The 20,005-nt window shown below is 55.3% G+C and carries 16 protein-coding genes and 1 tRNA gene; 3 read left to right on the top strand and 14 right to left on the bottom strand.

Annotation, left to right across the window (positions count from 1 at the left end; translation table 11 throughout):
* Window positions 1–118: 118 nt before the first annotated feature.
* The 6 genes from lon to CPA57_RS00690 all read right to left on the bottom strand — a co-directional run bounded on the left by lon (window position 119) and on the right by CPA57_RS00690 (window position 8,088).
* Window positions 119–2,722 carry an endopeptidase La gene (gene lon / locus CPA57_RS00715; RefSeq protein ID WP_182080631.1) on the bottom strand — a complete coding sequence of 868 codons (2,604 nt, stop codon included), beginning with the start codon at window positions 2,720–2,722 and terminating at the stop codon, window positions 119–121.
* A gap of 167 nt (window positions 2,723–2,889) precedes the next feature.
* On the bottom strand, window positions 2,890–4,152 hold the full coding sequence (clpX, locus tag CPA57_RS00710) for an ATP-dependent Clp protease ATP-binding subunit ClpX (RefSeq protein ID WP_182080629.1): 1,263 nt from the start codon (window positions 4,150–4,152) through the stop codon (window positions 2,890–2,892).
* 68 nt (window positions 4,153–4,220) lie between these two features.
* The gene (locus CPA57_RS00705; RefSeq protein ID WP_077395662.1) at window positions 4,221–4,862 is read right to left on the bottom strand and encodes an ATP-dependent Clp protease proteolytic subunit; all 642 of its coding nucleotides are present in this window, start codon (window positions 4,860–4,862) and stop codon (window positions 4,221–4,223) included.
* Window positions 4,863–5,012: 150 nt separating this feature from the next.
* Window positions 5,013–6,341 carry a trigger factor gene (gene tig, locus CPA57_RS00700; RefSeq protein ID WP_182080627.1) on the bottom strand — a complete coding sequence of 443 codons (1,329 nt, stop codon included), beginning with the start codon at window positions 6,339–6,341 and terminating at the stop codon, window positions 5,013–5,015.
* A 67-nt stretch (window positions 6,342–6,408) separates the two neighbouring features.
* Window positions 6,409–6,493 (bottom strand) — tRNA-Leu (locus CPA57_RS00695).
* 122 nt (window positions 6,494–6,615) lie between these two features.
* Window positions 6,616–8,088, bottom strand: a complete 1,473-nt coding sequence (locus tag CPA57_RS00690; protein WP_182080625.1) for an NAD(P)H-hydrate dehydratase — start codon at window positions 8,086–8,088, stop codon at window positions 6,616–6,618.
* A gap of 60 nt (window positions 8,089–8,148) precedes the next feature.
* Here CPA57_RS00690 and CPA57_RS00685 point away from each other — a divergent pair, with 60 nt between their 5' ends.
* The 3 genes from CPA57_RS00685 to CPA57_RS00675 all read left to right on the top strand — a co-directional run bounded on the left by CPA57_RS00685 (window position 8,149) and on the right by CPA57_RS00675 (window position 12,392).
* Complete coding sequence (locus CPA57_RS00685; RefSeq protein WP_182080623.1) at window positions 8,149–8,592, top strand: cytochrome ubiquinol oxidase subunit I; 444 nt, start codon at window positions 8,149–8,151, stop codon at window positions 8,590–8,592.
* A 177-nt stretch (window positions 8,593–8,769) separates the two neighbouring features.
* Window positions 8,770–11,097 carry a DEAD/DEAH box helicase gene (locus tag CPA57_RS00680; protein WP_195805387.1) on the top strand — a complete coding sequence of 776 codons (2,328 nt, stop codon included), beginning with the start codon at window positions 8,770–8,772 and terminating at the stop codon, window positions 11,095–11,097.
* Complete coding sequence (locus tag CPA57_RS00675; RefSeq protein WP_182080621.1) at window positions 11,094–12,392, top strand: class I SAM-dependent RNA methyltransferase; 1,299 nt, start codon at window positions 11,094–11,096, stop codon at window positions 12,390–12,392. Before CPA57_RS00680 ends, CPA57_RS00675 begins: the two co-directional genes overlap by 4 nt.
* A gap of 39 nt (window positions 12,393–12,431) precedes the next feature.
* On the opposite strand, the gene CPA57_RS00670 is transcribed toward CPA57_RS00675, so the two are convergent.
* From CPA57_RS00670 to CPA57_RS00635, 8 genes are all read right to left on the bottom strand, one after another.
* Window positions 12,432–12,788: a HesB/IscA family protein gene (locus CPA57_RS00670; RefSeq protein WP_182080619.1), complete on the bottom strand. Its 357-nt coding sequence runs from the start codon at window positions 12,786–12,788 to the stop codon at window positions 12,432–12,434.
* A 40-nt stretch (window positions 12,789–12,828) separates the two neighbouring features.
* A complete protein-coding gene (locus CPA57_RS00665; RefSeq protein ID WP_229709138.1) occupies window positions 12,829–13,275 on the bottom strand; it encodes an SUF system Fe-S cluster assembly protein in 447 nt (148 codons plus the stop codon).
* 7 nt (window positions 13,276–13,282) lie between these two features.
* Window positions 13,283–14,494, bottom strand: a complete 1,212-nt coding sequence (locus CPA57_RS00660; protein ID WP_182080616.1) for an aminotransferase class V-fold PLP-dependent enzyme — start codon at window positions 14,492–14,494, stop codon at window positions 13,283–13,285.
* Window positions 14,487–15,686, bottom strand: a complete 1,200-nt coding sequence (gene sufD / locus CPA57_RS00655; RefSeq protein WP_182080614.1) for a Fe-S cluster assembly protein SufD — start codon at window positions 15,684–15,686, stop codon at window positions 14,487–14,489. The genes CPA57_RS00660 and sufD overlap by 8 nt, the downstream gene beginning before the upstream one ends.
* On the bottom strand, window positions 15,683–16,453 hold the full coding sequence (gene sufC / locus CPA57_RS00650; RefSeq protein ID WP_182080612.1) for a Fe-S cluster assembly ATPase SufC: 771 nt from the start codon (window positions 16,451–16,453) through the stop codon (window positions 15,683–15,685). The genes sufD and sufC overlap by 4 nt, the downstream gene beginning before the upstream one ends.
* A 3-nt stretch (window positions 16,454–16,456) precedes the next feature.
* Window positions 16,457–17,938 carry a Fe-S cluster assembly protein SufB gene (sufB, locus tag CPA57_RS00645; protein ID WP_182080610.1) on the bottom strand — a complete coding sequence of 494 codons (1,482 nt, stop codon included), beginning with the start codon at window positions 17,936–17,938 and terminating at the stop codon, window positions 16,457–16,459.
* A complete protein-coding gene (locus tag CPA57_RS00640; RefSeq protein WP_182080608.1) occupies window positions 17,913–18,407 on the bottom strand; it encodes an SUF system Fe-S cluster assembly regulator in 495 nt (164 codons plus the stop codon). Before CPA57_RS00640 ends, sufB begins: the two co-directional genes overlap by 26 nt.
* Before the next feature lie 148 nt (window positions 18,408–18,555).
* Window positions 18,556–19,812, bottom strand: coding sequence for a DUF445 domain-containing protein (locus tag CPA57_RS00635; protein ID WP_182080606.1), 1,257 nt, complete (start codon window positions 19,810–19,812; stop codon window positions 18,556–18,558).
* Between the last annotated feature and the right edge of the window lie 193 nt (window positions 19,813–20,005).

Below are 20,005 nucleotides of genomic sequence, written 5' to 3'. Positions count from 1 at the left end.
TCCAATGGTTGGGTGAGACGGCCCCGGAAAGGGGCCAGAATCACATATTGCAATTTACATCTGCACTATGAAGCGGTTTTCGTCCGCGTCAACAGCCGGAGGGCAAGAATACCCCCACTTAGTGCCGAATTGAGCGAGAAATTCCTTCCCCGTTCACTTTCTTGCCGCTTCTGCCCGCTACCGGCCCTGCTGCCAGAGCTTTGGGCGGTTCTGTCAGAGCAACATTCAGCACCTCATCCATGTGCTGCACAGGGATGATCTGTAGGCCTTCCTTCACATTCTCCGGGATCTCGGCAAGGTCTTTAACGTTCGCCTCCGGGATCAGAACCGTTTTGATCCCGGCCCGAAGAGCTGCCAGTAGCTTCTCTTTCAGCCCGCCAATCTCCAGCACACGGCCACGCAGGGTTACCTCCCCCGTCATGGCGACATCATGCCGAACCGGGATACGTGTTAGCACGCTGACAAGCGATGTCGTCAGTGCTGAACCAGCAGAAGGACCATCCTTGGGCACCGCACCTTCCGGCAGATGCACATGAACATCCGTCTTCTCCAGCACGGCAGGATCAATCCCGAATGTCTCAGCGCGGGACTTCACGTAGGAAAAGGCCGCAGAAACACTCTCCTTCATCACGTCACCGAGTTTACCAGTATGGCGGATCGTCCCCTTACCCGGCATGGTCAGGCTCTCGATGGTCAATATCTCACCACCAACCTGTGTCCATGCCAGACCGGTCACGATACCAATCTGATCCTCCTGGTCTGCCTCGCTATGACGGTAACGAGGCACACCGGCGTAGGTCTCCAACGTGTCTGGCGTAACCTCAATCTTTTTCACCGTGCCAGACAGGATCTCACGCACGGCCTTGCGGGCTAGACGGGCGATCATCCGCTCCAGGCTACGCACCCCTGCTTCCCGTGTGTAAGAGCGGATAAGGGCCAGCAGCGCCTCATCTGTTACATGCCACTCATCAGGGCGCAGGTTATGCTCCTTTGCCTGCTTGGCGAGAAGGTGCCTTTTGGCAATTTCCAGCTTTTCCTGCTCCGTATAGCCAGACAGACGGATAATCTCCATACGGTCCAGCAGCGGCTGCGGCATATCAAGGGAGTTAGCCGTAGCAATAAACATGATGTTCGAAAGATCATACTCAACTTCGAGGTAATGATCCCCAAACGTGTTGTTCTGCTCTGGGTCTAGCACCTCCAGCAGAGCCGAAGACGGATCACCACGCCAGTCAGAGCCGAGCTTGTCCACCTCATCCAGCAGGAAGAGTGGATTATTCACCCCCGCTTTCTTAACGCCCTGAATAATCTTGCCAGGCATGGCCCCGATATAGGTCCGCCGATGACCACGTATCTCGGATTCATCACGCATACCACCAAGGGACATACGGACATATTTCCGCCCCGTCGCTCTAGCGATGGACCGTGCCAAAGAGGTCTTACCAACACCCGGAGGGCCAACCAAGCAGAGAATCGGGCCCTTCAGCTTCTTGGCGCGACTCTGGACAGCCAAATATTCCAGAATGCGCTCCTTGATCTTCTCCAGCCCGTAATGATCGGCCTCCAGAACATCCTCGGCTTTCTGGAGCGACTTGATCAATCTGGACTGCTTCTTCCACGGCAGGGCGACCAGCCAATCCAGATAACTGCGGACTACTGTACCCTCGGCAGACATCGGGCTCATGTTCCGAAGCTTTTTCAGCTCACCACGAGCTTTTTCCTTAGCCTCCTGGCTCAGGCCCTGCGTCTCGATCTTTTCTTCGATCTCGCCGAGCTCATCACGACCATCTTCCCCCTCGCCCAGCTCTTTCTGAATGGCCTTCATCTGCTCATTGAGATAATATTCCCGCTGGGTTTTCTCCATCTGCTTTTTCACACGGCTGCGGATGCGCTTCTCTACCTGAAGCACGTCAATTTCCGCCTCCATACCAGCAAAGATGCGCTCCAGCCGCTCCTCAACAGAGAGCGTCTCCAACAGTTCCTGCCGCTCCGGGATCCGCAAATTAAGATGGCTGGCAATCGTATCTGCCAGACGGGAAGGATCTTCCAGATGGCTGACGGAGGCCAGCACCTCTGGGGCGACTTTCTTGTTTAGTCGGGCATAATCCTCAAAGCGTTTTACAGCAGAGCGGGCCAATGCCTCACGCTCACCCTCCCGAGCGCCCAGCTCATCGGGAAGGTCCTCCACAGAGCTCTGGAAATACCCGTCCTGCTCCTTCAACCCGACCAGACGGACACGACGCATCCCTTCCACCAGCACTTTCACAGTGCCATCAGGCAGTTTCAGCAGCTGAAGAACGCTGGCAACCGTCCCAACACGGAAGACATCATCAACGGTCGGCTCGTCCTTGCCGACATCCTTCTGAGAAACAAGGATGATCTCGCGGCCATCCTCAGGCATCTGGTCCAGAGCATGGATCGACTTTTCACGCCCCACGAAAAGCGGGACGATCATATGAGGAAAGACAACAATATTCCGCAAGGGCAGCACAGGCAGGACGGGCCGCTGCTCTTTTTTACGAGCCACCTTTTTTTCAGTAGCGGCCTTTTCCGGCTGCGCCTTACTGGCTGCTACCTTTCTACGTGGTGTCGTAGCCTTGCTTGCCTCGTCTTTAACAGCATTGGAAGTCGTACGCCGCGTACGCCCCGCATTTCCGCCGCCGGAAGTCTTCGTATCGGCAGTCTTGCGGCGACTTGTTTTTGGTTTCTTTTCGTCACTCATGCTTCAGGATCTCCATAGCGGACGACCAAACCCACGCCGCCCTATAAAAATGGCACGGCGAGGGTTCTTTCAATTAATGTCTCTATGTGGGGTATCAAGGCATAAGGGGCAATACCCCGCCATAGCAAAGCACTGACAGAAACATGACTCTGCCAGTACTTTTTCTGTCAGTCTGCCATTTTCTTTTCATCATCCTGCTGACCGTAGACATATACCGGTTCAGCCTTGCCTTCTGCGACATCACGATTGACAACGACCTTCTCAACATTCTTTCTGCCGGGAAGGTCGAACATTGTTTCCATCAGGATTTTCTCCATGATGGAACGCAGACCACGGGCGCCTGTCTGGCGCTCAATGGCACGGGCAGCGATCCCCTTGATGGCGTTTTCCTCAAACTCTAGCTCGACCCCTTCCATCTGGAAGAGACGCTGATACTGCTTGATTAGAGCATTTTTCGGCTCTGTCAGAATCTGGACCAGGGCGGCTTCATCAAGATCATTCAGTGTCGCAATGACGGGCAAACGACCGATGAACTCTGGAATCAAACCATATTTCATGAGGTCTTCCGGCTCGATATCCTTAAGAATATCTCCCAGCTTGCGATCATCTTCGGAGCGCACATCAGCCCCAAAACCAATCCCGCTTCCCTTGCCCCGGGCACTGATAACCTTATCCAGCCCAGCAAACGCACCACCACAGATGAAGAGCATGTTGGTTGTATCAACCTGAACAAACTCCTGCTGCGGATGCTTGCGCCCACCCTGCGGAGGAACGGACGCCACAGTCCCCTCCATCAGCTTCAGCAGAGCCTGCTGCACCCCCTCACCCGATACATCACGAGTGATAGACGGATTCTCTGCCTTACGAGAAATCTTGTCGATCTCATCAATATAGACGATGCCACGCTGGGCACGTTCGACATTATAATCACAGGCCTGAAGCAGCTTGAGAATGATATTCTCAACATCCTCACCCACATACCCGGCTTCTGTCAGCGTTGTGGCATCTGCCATAGTAAAGGGCACATCAAGAATACGGGCAAGCGTCTGGGCCAGAAGGGTCTTCCCTGTACCGGTCGGGCCGATCAGCATGATATTGGCCTTACCGATTTCGACATCCCCGGCCTTCTCGGCCTGCTCCAGCCGCTTATAATGGTTATGCACGGCCACCGAGAGCACCTTCTTGGCTTCGCTCTGGCCGATGACATAATCATTAAGGATCTGGCAGATCTCACGTGGGGTCGGGACCCCTTCACCACTGGTTACGGGGCCTGCACTCCGCTCCTCACGAATGATATCCGTGCATAGCTCGACACATTCATTACAGATGAACACGGTCGGTCCGGCGATGAGCTTTTTCACCTCATGCTGGGACTTTCCACAGAATGAACAATAAAGCGTATTCTTGGAATCGCTATCTTTTCCGCTCATTACAGCTCCTCAAACCCGTATGGGAAACGGGTATGTTCAGACCCCTGAATACCCTGTGAATAATCAGATCAGGCCCTCTTCTTCTCCGCCGGGTGTCGTGTCACAACCTCATCGACCAGCCCGAATTCCTTGGCTTCCGTAGCGGAGAGATAACGGTCGCGCTCCAGCGCTTCTTCAATTTCTTCCAGAGCACGCCCTGTATGCTCACGGTAGATCTCGTTCAGGCGGCGGCGGATCTGAAGGATTTCACGGGCCTGAATCTCAATATCCGAAGCCTGCCCCTGCGCCCCACCAGAAGGCTGATGAACCATTACACGGGCATTTGGCAAACAAAAACGCCGTCCGGCCTCACCGGCAGCCAACAGCAGTGACCCCATGGAAGCTGCCTGACCAATACAAACCGTACTAACCGGCGAGCGGATATACTGCATGGTGTCGTACATAGCCAAACCAGCTGACACAACGCCACCCGGGCTGTTGATGTAAAAAGAAATTTCCTTGGTCGGGCTAACACTCTCAAGGTAGAGCAGCTGCGCACAAATCAACGAAGAGACCTGATCATAAACCGGGCCTGTCAGGAAAATGATACGCTCCTGCAGAAGCCGGGAATAGATATCGAAAGAGCGCTCACCCCTTGAGGTCTGCTCCACCACCATTGGAACAAGAGTATTATTGAACACGTCCAGAGGATTACGATCTTCAATGCCCATAGGTATTTTCCTTTACAACTCCCCCTAGCCTAGCACACACCCCCAGCCCCTGTCTCTGTGTGGAGTGGACTTATGTCAGAGGAATTTTCCTGCCAAGAGCAAAAAAAAGGGGCAGCGGCTGCTGCCCCCTTCTTCCTTCAGGTTTGGCAATCAGTCGGCATCTGGCATATCTGCCAGTTCCTCGGCTGTTACTTCCTTATCTGTCACTTCAGCTAGCTCGATCAGATAATCGACAACCTTGTTCTCAAGGATCGGGCCACGCAGGCTATCAATAGCCTGCGGGTTCTTTGTGAAGAACTCGAATACGGCCTGCTCCTGCCCAGGATAACGGCGTGCTTCCTGCTGCATGGCGGAAAGCAGCTCTTCCTGAGAAATCTGGATGTCCTGCTTGCGGCCAATCTCGGCCAGCAGCAGACCCAGCTTCACCCGGCGCTCGGCAATCTTGCGATAATCGGCACGCAGAGTTTCTTCATCCTTAGCAGCATCTTTCTCATCAAGGCCGCCATTCTTGCGCTCTGCCTCGATGCGGCTCCAAATCTGGCCGAACTCAGCATCAACCATGCCCTGCGGAGCCTCGAAATCAACCTTCTCGGCCAGAACATCCAGCAGGTCCCGCTTGATTCGCATACGGGAAAGCTGGCTGTATTCTGATTCTGCCTGCTCGGTGATCAGCTTACGCATCTGCTCGACGCTCTCCAGCCCCAGGGACTTGGCGAATTCGTCATCAATAGCCGGGTTAACGGGCTTCTTAAGCGCATTGACCTTGATGTCGAAGGTTACTTCCTGGCCAGCCAGTTCCTTGGCCTGATAGTTCTCCGGGAAGGTCACTGTGATCGTGCGCTCTTCACCCGGCTTCATGCCTTCCATCTGCTCGGCAAACCCGGGGATGAAACCAGCACCACCGATCTCAACATTGACATCATCTGCCGTGCCGCCATCAAACGGCGTACCGTCTTTTTTGCCAACGAAGTTCACGTTCAAGACATCGCCCTTGCCAGCCGGACGATCTTCTTCAATCGTTTCAAACTTGCGGTTACGCTCAGCAACCTCGTTAAGGGCCTTATCGATGACCTCATCAGCCACCTTGGCGGTGTAGCGAGTCAGCTTCGTACCAGACATATCCGGTGTCGGAATTTCCGGCAGGACTTCCATTTCCAGCGTGAACTCGAGATCCTTGCCGTCCGTACCAGCGGAGACCAGATCAACTTTCGGCTGCATAGCCGGCCGGATGTCACGCTCTTCGAGCAGGGACTTCACACTCTCCTGCACAAGCTTCTCGGTTACTTCCGCCTGCACAGATTCACCGAAGCGCTGCTTAACGACAGAAGCCGGCACCTTACCCGGGCGGAATCCCGGCAGCTTCACATCACGACCCACCTCAGCTAGACGGGCATCACAGCGGCCCTGCAGGTCAGCAGCGGGGATAACTACGGTAAAGGACCGCTTCAGGCCCTCTGTGAGTGTGGGCGTAACCTGCATGAAACCGCTCTTCCTTCTCTATGATAAGGGGATCATCAACATCGTTCTATTCAGGAGGAGACTGCCTTGGTGCGGGCGGAGGGACTTGAACCCCCACAGCTTGCGCCACCAGAACCTAAATCTGGCGTGTCTACCAATTTCACCACGCCCGCATAATCCATACGGCCTGCTCTCCAGTATCTGTCCCTTCAGCTAAGTAGGCACAGACCCTTCACTGGTCTGCGGATTTAGCGCATGAAATCGGCATCGGCAAGGGCTTGTCTTTGCAAATATGTTATTTCTGCCAATATAATTTCTCTTCTTCCGCATAAGATGCCGCAGAACGGGCCACTCCCAGCTCTCCGAAAAGATCTTCTGGCACGATCCAGCCCCCTTTCTTTACAGCGGCACGCCGCCCTGCCTCGCCGTGAATCCACACTGCGGCGGCAGCAGCCTCCCATGCTGGCAATCCCGCCGCCAGAAAAGCACCGACAAGTCCACTCAGAACATCCCCAGCCCCCGCAACAGCAAGAGCGGGTGTAGCATGCACGTTGACCGCCACACGGCCATCTGGTGCAGCGATAAGCGTATCGGCTCCCTTAAGCACGACCACGGCCCCAAGCTGGTTGGATGCCCGCTGGACTGCTTCCAAACGATTTTCTTCACATGGTCCAAAAAGACGGGAAAACTCACCCATATGTGGCGTTATGACAGACACACCCTGCAACAACTCGGGATGTCCAGCAGCCCATGTCAGCGCCCCTGCATCTGCCACGATCTTCCGATTAGCTCGCTGGAGGAGTGGTAATGTCCGTTCTACCTCCTCTCTTCCCAACCCCGGACCACAGACCCAGACATGCCGTCGCTCGTCTTTCAGTGCCTCTTCTAGAGGGAGCGTATCAACAATGGCCGCTGGTGATGCGAGTCGATACAACAGGGCAGATTCATCAGGCACCGTTAGCCGCACCAGCCCAGCACCAACATGGCGGGCTGCCTCAAACGCAAACAGGGCCGCACCATGCATCGCCGTACCACCACAAAGGCTTACAACACCTCGTCTATATTTGTGGTCCTCTACCTGCTGCACCGGCAGAGTCCACAAGGCCGGACCATTTTCCCACAGCGCCGAATCTGCCAGCCCCTCCATCACAGCGGGAGGAATGGCCAGATCAACACAAACCACATCACCACAAAGGGACCGGCCTGGCTCTAACAGATGGCCCGGCCGTTTACGTATCAGAGCAACCGTCATCAAACAGGGAGCAACCCGCCCCTTGCAAGCCCCCGTAGCGCCATCTAGACCCGATGGAACATCAATAGCGACGATCTGTCGTGCTGCTGCAAAAAACTGCTCGACCACTTTCGGTAAGGGGCGGTTCATCCCGGCTCCAAAAACGGCATCAATAACCAGATCAACACGTCCGGCCTCTTCCGCTGTGAAAGCCACCACCGGCCCCTGCCAACGCTGCGCCATCGTCTCAGCAAGAGTGCCATCTCCTGGCGGGTACAACACAGCCACAGAGACAGGCCAGCCACGCTCTGCCAGATAACGCGCCAGCACATAGCCATCTCCTCCATTGTTGCCCGGACCACAAGCCACCAGAACCCGGCAAGGCCGGATATGCTGGCAAACAACCCGTGCTGCCATCATGCCCGCTCTCTCCATGACCTGCGGCAGAATCGGGGCCATGACACAGTCCATCCGCTTCGTATCTTCGGGGGTCAGAAGAACCTGTGATAATGCTCTCTGAGATGGAAAGCAGGACATAACGAAATCTTCCCTCTATAAGATGTGACCGATCATTCAGTTACACTTCATGGATTGACTATGACCAGTTCCATTCTCTGGGGGCTCATCCTTGCCCTTCATCTCCTCTGCATCACCTACTGGGTTGGTGGGACGATTTTCTGCCTCCAGTCACGCCGCACTGTCCGCCTGCTGGAAGCACAACAGGCCAGCACGGTTATGCTCCAGACCTATGGCCGCTTCCTCAGGGCACTGTGCCACGTGGTGCCTGTGGCTGTTCTGAGCGGAATCGCCCTCATCATCCACGCAGGAGCCTATCTGCCGTGGCCGTTCCACCTCATGGCGCTTTGTGGAGTGGTCATGATCGTTATTTTCCTGAGCATGCTGTTCGGCCCGCTGCGGGCTGCACGCCGTGCCATCCGTCCGCAGCCACAGCTCTTCACCTCCCTACACCGGCGGGCAGCACTCATGGCTCTGGTTGGCATCATTGCCATCATCGCTGGGGCACTTGGTGGCGGAGCCTGATTTCCCGCCTCCTTACACCATGAACTGACAGCCTATATACCTTGCCAAAAATGGCATTTAACGATAACGGATATTAACGAACCGGGGAGGTTGGAGCCCCTCCTCCCCGTTCAGCTTCCGTCTGCCCAACAGGGTACCGGGCAGCCTGATCTGTAACCGAGATATTCCGAGAGTCATTTGAGCAGTAAACCATCCTCTGGTCCGTCCAAGACCCGCAGCAGCACCAGCCGCGTGCGGAAAACGTCCTCCACCCGCACGAAGACACCCCGCACCGGGACAAAAACCGGGACGGAGCAGCCAGCGGACGATACTGTGCAAGATGACGCCGCCACTGCCACCCACAAGACAACAACACGCCGCCGCAGTACTGCGGCTAGCACCAGAAAAAAAACTACGACTCCAGCAGAGGTAAAAACGGACGAAACGACAGACAATGTCGAAGCCGCAGATACTGCTGAAAAGCCCAAACGCACGACACGGCGTCGTACCGTAAAATCTACACCAGAAGAAACGACCTCCCGTGAGGAGACGGACGCCTCTACCCCGGCAGAAAAACCAGTCAAACGAACACGCCGTAAAAAGACCGTCACGGAACCCGAAAAAGAGACGGTAAAGGACGACACCACGCCGGCTGCCGAGCCTAAAAAGACCGCCCCCAAACGCAAGCGCACAACGTCCACCCGTACGGCCCAGACAGCCAAAACGGAAGCCACAGAGGACAGTGCAACAAAGGCAAAACCAGCGACAACACGGACACGCCGTAAAAAAGTTGCGACGGAAGAGGCTGCACCCAAGGCCGATGAAGCAGAAAGCCTCGAATCCCCAGTGGAGGCACCAAAGCCTGCTCGACGTCGTGCGGCGACTCGCCGCAAAAAAACAACGGAAGAGCCGGCCGAAGCTACAGTAGTGCCCCCCTCATCCGCTGAGGCTGAGGAAGAGAAAACCGCTCCAGCTAAGCCAGTACGGCGTCGCCGTAAAACCGTAAAGAAGGCCGAACCGGAAACGGTAGAAAGCCCCGTGCAGGAAACAGCCACTGACGAGCCCGAGAGCAGTGAGACGGAAGAACGTATCCGTTTCAGTGATCTTGGTCTGTCAGAGCCAATCCTCAAAGCTGTTACAGAAATGGGCTACACGCACCCTACGCCCATTCAGGCACAGGCTGTTCCAGAAATTCTGGCAGGGCATGACGTGCTGGGCGTAGCGCAGACGGGAACTGGTAAAACAGCCTCCTTCACTCTGCCTATGCTCGAAAAGCTTTCGAAGTCTCGTGCTCGTGCCCGGATGCCCCGGTCACTTATTCTTGAACCAACCCGTGAGCTTGCCCTTCAGGTAGCGGAAAATTTCAAGCAGTATGGTGCTCACCTCCGTCTAACCCACGCCCTGCTAATCGGCGGTGGCAAGATGAATGAACAGCGGGAATTGCTAAACCGTGGTGTTGATGTCCTCATCGCTACGCCGGGCCGCCTGCTTGATATGTTCGAACGGGGCGGACTGTTGATGACACAGACCGATCTGCTCGTGATTGATGAAGCAGACCGTATGCTGGATATGGGCTTCATCCCCGATATTGAGCGCATCGTGGCTCTGTTGCCCAGACGCCGTCAAACGCTTTTCTTCTCCGCTACAATGGCACCGGAAATTCGCCGTCTGGGTGATAACTTCCTGAACAGCCCAAAGGAAATCACCGTTGCCCGCCAGTCTTCTGTTACCAGCACCATCACGGAAGGTCTGCTGGTTGTAGAAAAGAAAGACAAAAACAAGGCTCTTTGCGCTCTCCTGCGGCAAGATGGCGTACGGAACGCCATCATTTTCTGTAATCGCAAGCGTGACGTGGATATGCTGGAACGCTATCTGACACGGCAGAAATTCTCAGTCGGACATCTGCATGGCGATCTGACGCAGGACCTGCGCTTTGAAACGCTGGAACGGTTCCGCACCGGTGATATCCAGATTCTCGTCTGCTCCGATGTAGCGGCCCGTGGCATCGACATTGGCGGGCTTTCTCATGTCTTCAACTATGATCTTCCCTTTAATGCGGAAGATTATGTCCACCGCATCGGTCGCACAGGCCGTGCCGGTAAGGAAGGCAAAGCTTACAGTCTCGCCACACCGGATGAGCAGAAACTGCTTGAGGCAGTCGAGACCCTAACAGGCAAAACAATTAACCCGCTGACGATCAAAGGGTTCCGGCATCTTGAATGGCGGGGAGAGGAAGACACTCCTTCGACTACCGCCCAAACGGAAACCAAAGATCGGCCACAGGATAACGGGAATAAGAAAACCGCTGACGCTAAGGCAGAGAAACGTCCCGCCCGCAAGAAGCAGCCAGAACGTGACCCTCTGCCCGAGGCCCGTAAGCATGACCATAAGCAGCGCTCTGGCCGGGCCGAGCTTCTGCCGCCTGTACCGGAAAAGAACGGTATTCAAGATGGCTTTGGCGAGAATGTGCCAGCCTTCATGAAGGTCAGTTTCCTGCCGGAACCTCGTGATCCGTCCGAATCATGATGGAAGGTTCCACGCAGGCTCATGCCACTGTCGAGCAGCTTGGTCGCTCGGGGGATGGGATGGTGCGCCACAATGGGCAGGTCTGGTACATTCCCGGCACATTGCCGGGTGAGCGGTTACATCTGCGCTTTCATAATGGCCAGGTAGAGCTTCTGGAGCGGGAAAGTTCCGCTGCTGAACGAGTAACACCCCCCTGCTCTCTCGCTGATCGCTGCGGGGGCTGTGCCCTCCAACATATGGATCCAGCTACCCTATTGGACTGGAAGAAAGATCAAGTCGAGCGCACTCTCATAAAGAGCGGCTTTACTGATCTGCCAGACCCCTCCCTGTATCAGACACCACCCCATAGCCGCCAGCGGTTGGATGTGGCTTTGCAGCGTGTCCCGGGTGGGATGGTTCTAGGGTTGCATCAGCGGGGTGGTGACCCGGTGGACATGACCGAATGTCCCCTTATCCACCCGGAGTTGCTAGCCCTCCTCCCGGCCCTCCGCCAATGTCTATCCTCTCTCGGTGCGCTGACAAGCCGTGGCAACCTTGCCATCAATCTGCTGGAAAGCGGACCTGACCTAACTCTGGAAACATCAGCGCCTTTAAGCGGCTCTGACAGGGAAAAACTGGCCGCTTTTGCACGGGAACACCACATCCCACGCATCACATGGCGCCCAGCTCCCGGTAAAGTGATGGAAACAGCGGCTCAGTCTGGGCCGGTCTTTCATCATTTTGGTGGTGTGAAGGTCTCTCCACCGCCAGCCAGTTTTCTACAGGCCACCCAAGAAGGTGAGCAAGCTATTCGAAACGCCGTTCTAGCCGGTCTCCCTCCACTGAACCGGAAAGATCGCATCATCGAGCTTTATGCTGGTTGTGGGACATTAACCTTCCCACTTGCACAGCATGGATTCGTGCTGGCCTATGAGGGCGAGAAAGCTGCTATTGAGGCCCTGCGTACCGCTACGCATGGGAGTCGTGCCGAAGGTTTTGAACGAGACCTCAACCGTCAGCCACTTCTCCCACCAGAACTGAATCAGGCCCGTGTTGTCGTTTTGGACCCACCTTATGCTGGTTGCGGTAAACAGCTCGCCTCACTGCTGCGCTCCAAGGTGCAGGACATGATCTATGTAAGCTGTAACCCTGCGGCTCTGGAGAAAGAACTTCCCGCCATGAAAGAAGCCGGTTTTGCCGTTCTGGCATGGACCGTGATTGATCAATTCCTCTGGTCTACAGATGTAGAAACTGTGCTGGTTCTTTCCAGAGACCTCAAGCGTATCCGCAAGGCCGAAAAAAAGCGGAAGAGATAATCCCCCTTCCGCTTCATCATCTCCGGATCAATCCCACAATCAGACGTGGAAGCTCTCCCCACAGCCGCAACGGCCTTTTTCGTTGGGATTGGTGAAAGTAAAGCCAGATTCCAGCTCCTTCACCTCATAATCCATCACTGTTCCGATCAGAAAAAGTGTTGCCTTGCTATCTACCAGTAGGGTCAGGCCATGATCTTCGATCCGCTCATCACCTTTCTGAATTTCCGGCACGAAATTCATCTCATAAGACATGCCAGAACAACCACGCTTACCAACGCTGATACGCAGGAACTTGCCCTGCTCGGCCCCTTCATACAGGGCTTTCAAGCGGGCAGCGGCACGGTCTGTCATGGTCATCAGAGGTGGCAGACTGCGTTTTGGAGCAATGTCTGTCATAGGGTGTACCCTCCCGATTTTCAGTTTCCAGCGTCTTCGATCAGAACATATTCAGAGCTAGACGGGCATTATCACTCATCCGGCTCATATCCCACGGTGGATCCCACACGACCTTGACGGTCACTTCCCGCACGGTTGGGACAGACAGCACAGCATATCGCACCATCTGGGGTAACTCCTGCGCACTAGGGCAATTCGGAGCCGTGAGGGACATCTCGATATCCACACGCCCATCGTCGTGCAGGTCGATAGCGTAGATCAGTCCCAACTCGTAGACATTGACCGGAATTTCCGGGTCAAAAACCGTCTCAATAGCAGCGATGACCTCATCCTGCTGCGGCGGGGCATCTACAGGCGGAGGGACAAGCTCTTCTTCTCCCTCGTAAGCCTGCTCCTTTGTCGGAACAGACGGCCCATCGGGAATGGTCTCGTCCACAGCGGGAGAAACCGCTTCGTCTCTGGTCTTCAGGTCGTCTGTTTCTGTCATGACATCCTCACGCAAGTAAGGCACGCGCACGCTCAATGCCATGGGCCAGAGCGTCTATCTCGTCACGTGTCGTATAAATGGCAAAACTGGCCCGGGCAGTGGCCTGTACTCCCAGCTCGTGCATCAACGGTTCAGCACAATGCTGTCCCGCCCGGATGGCAATTCCCTGTTGGTCCAGCAATACAGCCAGATCATGGGGATGAGCCCCCTCTACCTGCAGCGAGAAAACTCCTCCCCGCTCCACCGGGTTACCCATGATGCGCACCCCGTCCGTCTTTTCAAGAACCTTCTGAGCATAAGCAATCAGGTCACGTTCATGTGCTTCAATTGCCTCTGCCCCCAAGCTTTCCACAAAACGGATGGCAGCCCCTAGACCCAGTACTTCCAAGATAGCAGGCGTACCGGCCTCGAACTTATGCGGGGCATCGGCCCATGTGGCCTTCTCGAAAGAGACAGAGCGGATCATGTCCCCCCCTCCAAGGAAAGGCGGCATATCTTCCAGCAGAGGCAGCTTTCCCCACAGGATGCCAACCCCTGTTGGGCCATAGAGTTTGTGCCCGGTGAAGAGGAAGAAATCCGCTCCCAGAGCCTGCACATCCACCTTGCGATGAACGATAGACTGAGAACCATCAACAATGATCTTCGCACCATACTGATGGGCAAGCTCTGCCAACTTCGTTACCGGCGTGATGGTCCCCAGCACATTGGACATATGCGTGACCGAAACCAGAGCAACGCAGCCATCACTCAGCAACTCTTCATATGCGGCAAGGTCGATATCGCCAGCCTCATTGATCGGTGCAACACGCAGCTCGATGCCAAGACGGTCCCGCAACATGAGCCACGGCACGATATTGGCGTGGTGCTCCAGTGCAGAAATCAGCACGGCCTGCCCGGGTTTCAGCTGACTGCCCAGCGAATAGGCCAACAGATTGAAACCTTCCGTACTGTTTTTAGTAAAGACAATCTCCCGCCGATCCGCCGCATTGAGGAACCGGGCCACATCGTCCCGCACGGCTTCATAGGCCTGCGTGGTCCGGTCGCTCATGTCGTACAAGCCACGATGAATATTGGCGTAACAATGCCGTGCCGCTTCACTCATGGCGTCGATGACGCACTCCGGCTTCTGGGCAGAGGCCGCACTGTCCAAAAAGACAAGCGGACGACCATGGGCCGTTTCGGAAAGAATGGGGAAGCGAGCACGTACATTATCAAACATGGCCGGGCAACGCCTTCAGCAGATAGTCACGCAGGCTCTCATGCTCCACCAGTTCCACCGTTTCCAGCAGAAAGGCCTGAACCAGCATATCACGGGCCTGCTCTTCCAACACACCACGGGAGCGGAGATAGAAAAGCTGGTCTTCATCCAGCGCACCAACGGTCGCCCCGTGGCTGCACTTGACGTCATCAGCGTAAATCTCAAGCTCCGGTTTGCTGTTCATCTGTGCCTTTTCAGACAGAAGAAGAGCCTGATTCATCTGATAGCCATCAGTCTTCTGGGCGATCTGATCCACCAGAATCTTACCCTGAAATACACCCTGCCCGTTTTCGGACAGAACTGTCCGCACTGTCTGACGGGATGTGCAGTCTGGCGACGCATGGTGAATCATGGAAGACAGATCATTCAGCCGGTTGCCATCAACAAGCTGAATAGCATTGACGTTCGTGTTACTGAACGGCCCAGAAAGCTGGCTAACCACTTCCTGACGGGCCACCCCCCCCCCTTGATTGAGCGTGAAGCTATCGTAATTGCTCCGCTCACCAATGCGGGCACTGATGATCCCTAGTCGAGCCGCCTCACGGCTTTCTGCCTGATGCGTAATATGGCTGAAGTGAGCCCTATCTGCACAATGGACATCCATCTGAGGGTTGGTCAGATACTGGCCTTCGCCAAGCTGAATATCCAGCAAGCTCAGCCGTGCATCTTCCTCCAATGTGATGCTGTGATGCAGATGAGTAGAAACACCCTCTCCCTCTGTCAGGCTGATCATGACAATCAGGCCAGCATCCGTCTTGGCTGGAACATGCAGCCGTGCCCCCGGCTGCCGCAGAGCCGCATTCAAGCCAGCGGAGAAACGCCCTGCCAGCAACGCCGGCACAGCAGCCCCATCGCCATATTCTTGCACATCCATGCAGGCTGGTAGATGGGAAAGGCTCTTGCAGAACCGCCCATTGGCAAAGACCAACAAACCATCATGAGCCGGCAAATTCAGCGCATCGACACGCTGCTTTACAGCGGCTTCATCAAGGGCTGGAGCGGCCTGCCATGCGACCCCGTTCAGCGACTGAAGTGGCGTATAATGCCATGCTTCTACCCGCCTTGTCGGCAGCCCTTCCGTCCCCAGCAGGGCTGCACGCTCCCCGGCACGACCCGTTAGGGCCTGCCAGGCTGCTGCATTGTTCTCACTCACGCTGCTGCCTCAAGAAACTGTTTGTAGCCCTGTTTTTCCAGCAGGCTAGCCACTTCCGGCCCGCCACTATGGATGATGCGCCCGTGCGCCATAACATGCACACGATCCGGCACGATATAATCCAGCAGACGCTGATGGTGGGTGATCACCAAAGAAGAGAAATCCGGCCCACGCAGGGAGTTGACGCCATCAGCCACAATACGCAGGGCATCAATATCCAACCCGCTATCCGTCTCATCCAGAATGGCCAGTGAAGGCTTGAGCAAACGCATCTGAAGCACTTCATTGCGCTTCTTCTCACCACCGGAGAAGCCGACATTCACGGCACGCTTAAGCATTTCGCCAGACATGGAAAGACGGCTTGTTTCCTCCCGTGCTAGCTTGAGGAAGGACACGGCATCCAGTTCTTCCTCACCACGAGCCTTACGCACAGCATTTACGGCTGTCCGCAGGAAGTTGGCATTATTAACGCCCGGCAGTTCCACAGGGGATTGGAAGGCAAGGAACACGCCCAGCGCAGCCCGTTCTTCCGGCTCCAGCTCCAGCAGGTCTTGCCCCTTGAAATGAGCGGAACCGCCCGTCACCTCGTAATCCTCACGCCCTGCCAGAACGTAAGACAGCGTGGACTTACCGGAGCCATTCGGCCCCATAATGGCGTGAACCTCTCCCTTAGGGATTGTCAGATCCAGACCCTTCAGAATTTCCTTGGGGGTTCCGTCAGCATCGATCTGGGCCTTCAGCCCTTCAATCTTCAGAAAATCACTCATAGCTTAACCCACGCTCCCTTCCAGACTGATCTGAAGCAGCTTCTGTGCTTCCACAGCAAATTCCATCGGGAGCTCCTTGAGAACCTCCCGGCAGAAACCGTTCACGATCAGGCCAACGGCTTCCTCTTCTGAAAAACCACGGGACCGGCAATAGAAAAGCTGGTCCTCGGAAATTTTGGATGTTGTCGCCTCATGCTCGATGCGTGCGCTCATGTTGCGGCTCTCGATATAAGGAACCGTATGGGCCCCGCACTGGTCACCAATCAGCAGGCTGTCACATTGTGTGAAGTTACGCCCATTGCGGGCCTTGGGCTGCATACGGACAAGCCCCCGATAGGTACTATCGGACTTCCCAGCGGAAATGGTCTTAGCCACGATGGTAGAGCGTGTATCCGGGGCAAGATGGATCATCTTTGTGCCCGTGTCAGCCTGCTGATGCCCGTTCGTCACGGCGACAGAATAGAACTCACCAACCGAGCCCTTCCCTGCCAGAATGCAGGACGGATACTTCCATGTAATAGCGGAGCCGGTTTCAACCTGTGTCCATGAAATGCGGGCACGGTCACCTTTGCAGAGGCCCCGCTTGGTCACAAAGTTATAGATGCCGCCCTTACCGTTCTCATCACCCGGATACCAGTTCTGCACCGTGGAATATTTGATGAAGGCATCTTCCATCGCCACCAACTCGACAACGGCAGCATGGAGCTGGTTCTCATCACGCTGGGGAGCTGTGCAGCCTTCCAGATAGGACACGGTGGCCTGATCTTCAGCAATGATCAGCGTCCGCTCGAACTGCCCCGTATTACGGGCGTTAATACGGAAGTAAGTGGAAAGCTCCATCGGGCAACGCACCCCTTTGGGCACATACACAAAGGAACCATCCGTAAAGACGGCCGAGTTCAGAGCCGAGAAGAAATTGTCCGCCACTGGTACGACCGTACCCAGATATTTCTTCACCAGTTCTGGATGTTCGATAATAGCCTCAGAAATCGGGCAGAAAATCACACCCGCTTCGGCCAGCGTCTTGCGGAAGGTCGTCGCTACGGAGACGCTGTCAAATACCGCATCAACGGCAACAGGTGTCTTCTGCCCTGCCCCTTCCACACCGGCCAACATCTCCTGCTCATGCAGGGGAATGCCGAGCTTCTCGTAAGTTTTTAGAAGTTCGGGATCAACTTCATCAAGGCTCTTGGGGCCAGCCTTTTTCTTGGGCTGAGCGAAATAATGAGCGTCCTGATAATCAATCGGCGGATGCTTGATCTTCGCCCAATTCGGCTCGCTCATTTCCTGCCACGCACGGAAAGCCTTCAGCCGCCATTCCAGCATCCATTGCGGCTCTTTCTTGCGGGCGGAAATCAGCCGGACAATGTCCTCGTTCAACCCTTTCGGGGCGAGGTCCATCTCCACATTTGTCTCAAAGCCCCATTCATAATTGGACTTGGCCAGTTTCTCGACGGCTTCACGGGTTTCCGACACAGCCGGCATGGCATCCTCCCTGTTCCTCAGGCCTATGCATTGTCGCTTCCGCCGGTGCGGCAGAGGACGGATCGAATTTCAGCTCTGGGTTGGCCATATCGGCCAGAGTAATGGTCTCGAGCACCTGCCGGACCGCCCCATTCACCATATCCCACTGCCCGGACAGCCCACAGGTCTCCCCGTGGGCACATTCCTTACCATCACAGCAGGCCGTCACACAGATGGGCCCATCCACCACGCTGATGACCCGCGCCACGGAAATGTCCTTCAACTCTTCCGCCAGTCGGTATCCCCCACGTGCACCACGATAAGAGACAACCAACCCACCTGCGGCCAGTCCTTTTAGCAGTTTGGCAACTGTGGGCTCGGGTACGCCGGTCTCCTGCGCTAGAGACGCAGCCGTGGCTAAGCCACCACGCACGCCAAGACGCACAAGAACAACAGTCGCATAATCAGCCAATTTGGACAGTCTCAGCACAATGAAAAACCTACAGCCAACATCAATGATTCTATATTTAAGACCTAATAGGTCCCCATTCAAGGAAGTGACCCATATTTTCCTGATGGTCAAGCTTTATGTACGGTCGTAGCAGGCTGGTTTTTTAATTTTATGTTAAAAATACCACTCACGGCACAAAATAGGCAAGCAGGCCCTCCAGTACAGCACCTATCACAAAACCAACCACAGTGCCATTAACCCGGATATAAGCTAGGTCCTTCCCAATACCAGCCTCCAGCCGGGATGATAGACTTTCTGCATCCCAGCGCCCAACAACACGGGCGATCATTCCCGCCACATTATGTTGCATCTGTGGTAGAGCCTGCCTAACTGCCTGACGCAGTGCCTGATCTAACTGAGTAGCTAACTCTGTCCGCTGCAAAAGCATATCGATCAACTGCTGATAGGCTGTTGTCAGCGCCTGCATACTCAGCCCATCGTCCTTCTGGCTATCCTCCTCCACCATCAGGCAGAGCCGCCGCCATAGGCCCCCGCCCCACTCCTTCACGCTATCGTGTGCGAAAAAGGCAGTGATACCATCCATAAGCTGATGAGCAGTCTGCGGGTCTTCATCTAGGGTCTGGATTTTCCTCCTCACCCAGCGTGTAAAACCGTGCCTGATTTCGGAATCCATCGGGTCCACACGGCTTAGCTCGGCCTTCAATGCTGTCAACACCTGCGTGGCTACTGACGTACCAATGGCCCAACCGATCAAACGCCCACCCTGCTCTCGCACCCGCTTCTCCACAAAGCGGTGCATGTCATCTTCCTTCTGGCTGACCAATTCTTTGAATTGTGCCAAGAAAAAGGAAAAAACCTCCTGATGAATTTCCCCATTTACCATAGCCCGAAGACCACGAATGACGAGGGCCGTTACATCATCTCTTTTCATCAGGGTCGGGAAGAGAGTGACCAGAAAAGAACCACCCCGCCCATCGCCGACACGCTCCAGCACTGCCGGGGCCAGCCCTCGCAGATGCTCCAAAACCCGCCGTTCTATCTCTTCCTTCTTCAGGAAATTTGCTAGAACGGCTGGCACATCGACCCGCTCCAGCAGGCGCAGCATTTCTTCTTCGGTTAGAAAATGCTCCACCATGAAACGCCCAAGTGCTTCTCCTAGCTGGGCTTTGCGCTGTGGTAGGATAGCCGTATGCGGAATGGGTAACCCCAGCGGATGCCGAAACAGGGCCGTAACGGCAAACCAATCGGCCATGCCCCCCACTACACCGGCCTGACTTCCAGCTTGGATCATTTCAAGCCACAGTGATGGGCCAAACAGTTTCTGCCAGACACTCAGTCGGCTGACGACAGCAAGCACAGACGTGCCCACCAACAACAGGCCGGCCCAGAGAGAAACCCTATTTTTCCGCACCGGGACGGACATAGCGATAGACTGACCTCACCATACACACAAGTAAGAAGCGGGCTGAAGCTCCCGCTATGGCCATCCTGCGGAAGAAATCCAGCAGAACAGACCTGAATCACTTAGTTAACAACACTTGGCTCATTAGCATAATTAAGCCTATACAGGAACGACCGTGCCGGTAATGATGCTATGTTCTTCCCGGCTGATATGA

It is taken from the genome of Bombella favorum (assembly GCF_014048475.1).
Taxonomy (GTDB): domain Bacteria; phylum Pseudomonadota; class Alphaproteobacteria; order Acetobacterales; family Acetobacteraceae; genus Bombella; species Bombella favorum.
The sequence above is the reverse complement of the archived record's forward strand: the minus strand, read 5'-3'. Positions and strand labels throughout refer to the sequence as shown.

Bases quoted from the DNA above. Each gene is read 5' to 3' on its own strand.
- lon (WP_182080631.1), bottom strand. From the start codon at position 2,722: ATGAGTGACGAAAAGAAACCAAAAACAAGTCGCCGCAAGACTGCCGAT.
- clpX (WP_182080629.1), bottom strand. From the start codon at position 4,152: ATGAGCGGAAAAGATAGCGATTCCAAGAATACGCTTTATTGTTCATTC.
- CPA57_RS00705 (WP_077395662.1), bottom strand. From the start codon at position 4,862: ATGGGCATTGAAGATCGTAATCCTCTGGACGTGTTCAATAATACTCTT.
- tig (WP_182080627.1), bottom strand. From the start codon at position 6,341: ATGCAGGTTACGCCCACACTCACAGAGGGCCTGAAGCGGTCCTTTACC.
- CPA57_RS00690 (WP_182080625.1), bottom strand. From the start codon at position 8,088: ATGTCCTGCTTTCCATCTCAGAGAGCATTATCACAGGTTCTTCTGACC.
- CPA57_RS00685 (WP_182080623.1), top strand. From the start codon at position 8,149: ATGACCAGTTCCATTCTCTGGGGGCTCATCCTTGCCCTTCATCTCCTC.
- CPA57_RS00675 (WP_182080621.1), top strand. From the start codon at position 11,094: ATGATGGAAGGTTCCACGCAGGCTCATGCCACTGTCGAGCAGCTTGGT.
- CPA57_RS00670 (WP_182080619.1), bottom strand. From the start codon at position 12,788: ATGACAGACATTGCTCCAAAACGCAGTCTGCCACCTCTGATGACCATG.
- CPA57_RS00665 (WP_229709138.1), bottom strand. From the start codon at position 13,275: ATGACAGAAACAGACGACCTGAAGACCAGAGACGAAGCGGTTTCTCCC.
- CPA57_RS00660 (WP_182080616.1), bottom strand. From the start codon at position 14,494: ATGTTTGATAATGTACGTGCTCGCTTCCCCATTCTTTCCGAAACGGCC.
- sufC (WP_182080612.1), bottom strand. From the start codon at position 16,453: ATGAGTGATTTTCTGAAGATTGAAGGGCTGAAGGCCCAGATCGATGCT.
- sufB (WP_182080610.1), bottom strand. From the start codon at position 17,938: ATGCCGGCTGTGTCGGAAACCCGTGAAGCCGTCGAGAAACTGGCCAAG.
- CPA57_RS00635 (WP_182080606.1), bottom strand. From the start codon at position 19,812: ATGTCCGTCCCGGTGCGGAAAAATAGGGTTTCTCTCTGGGCCGGCCTG.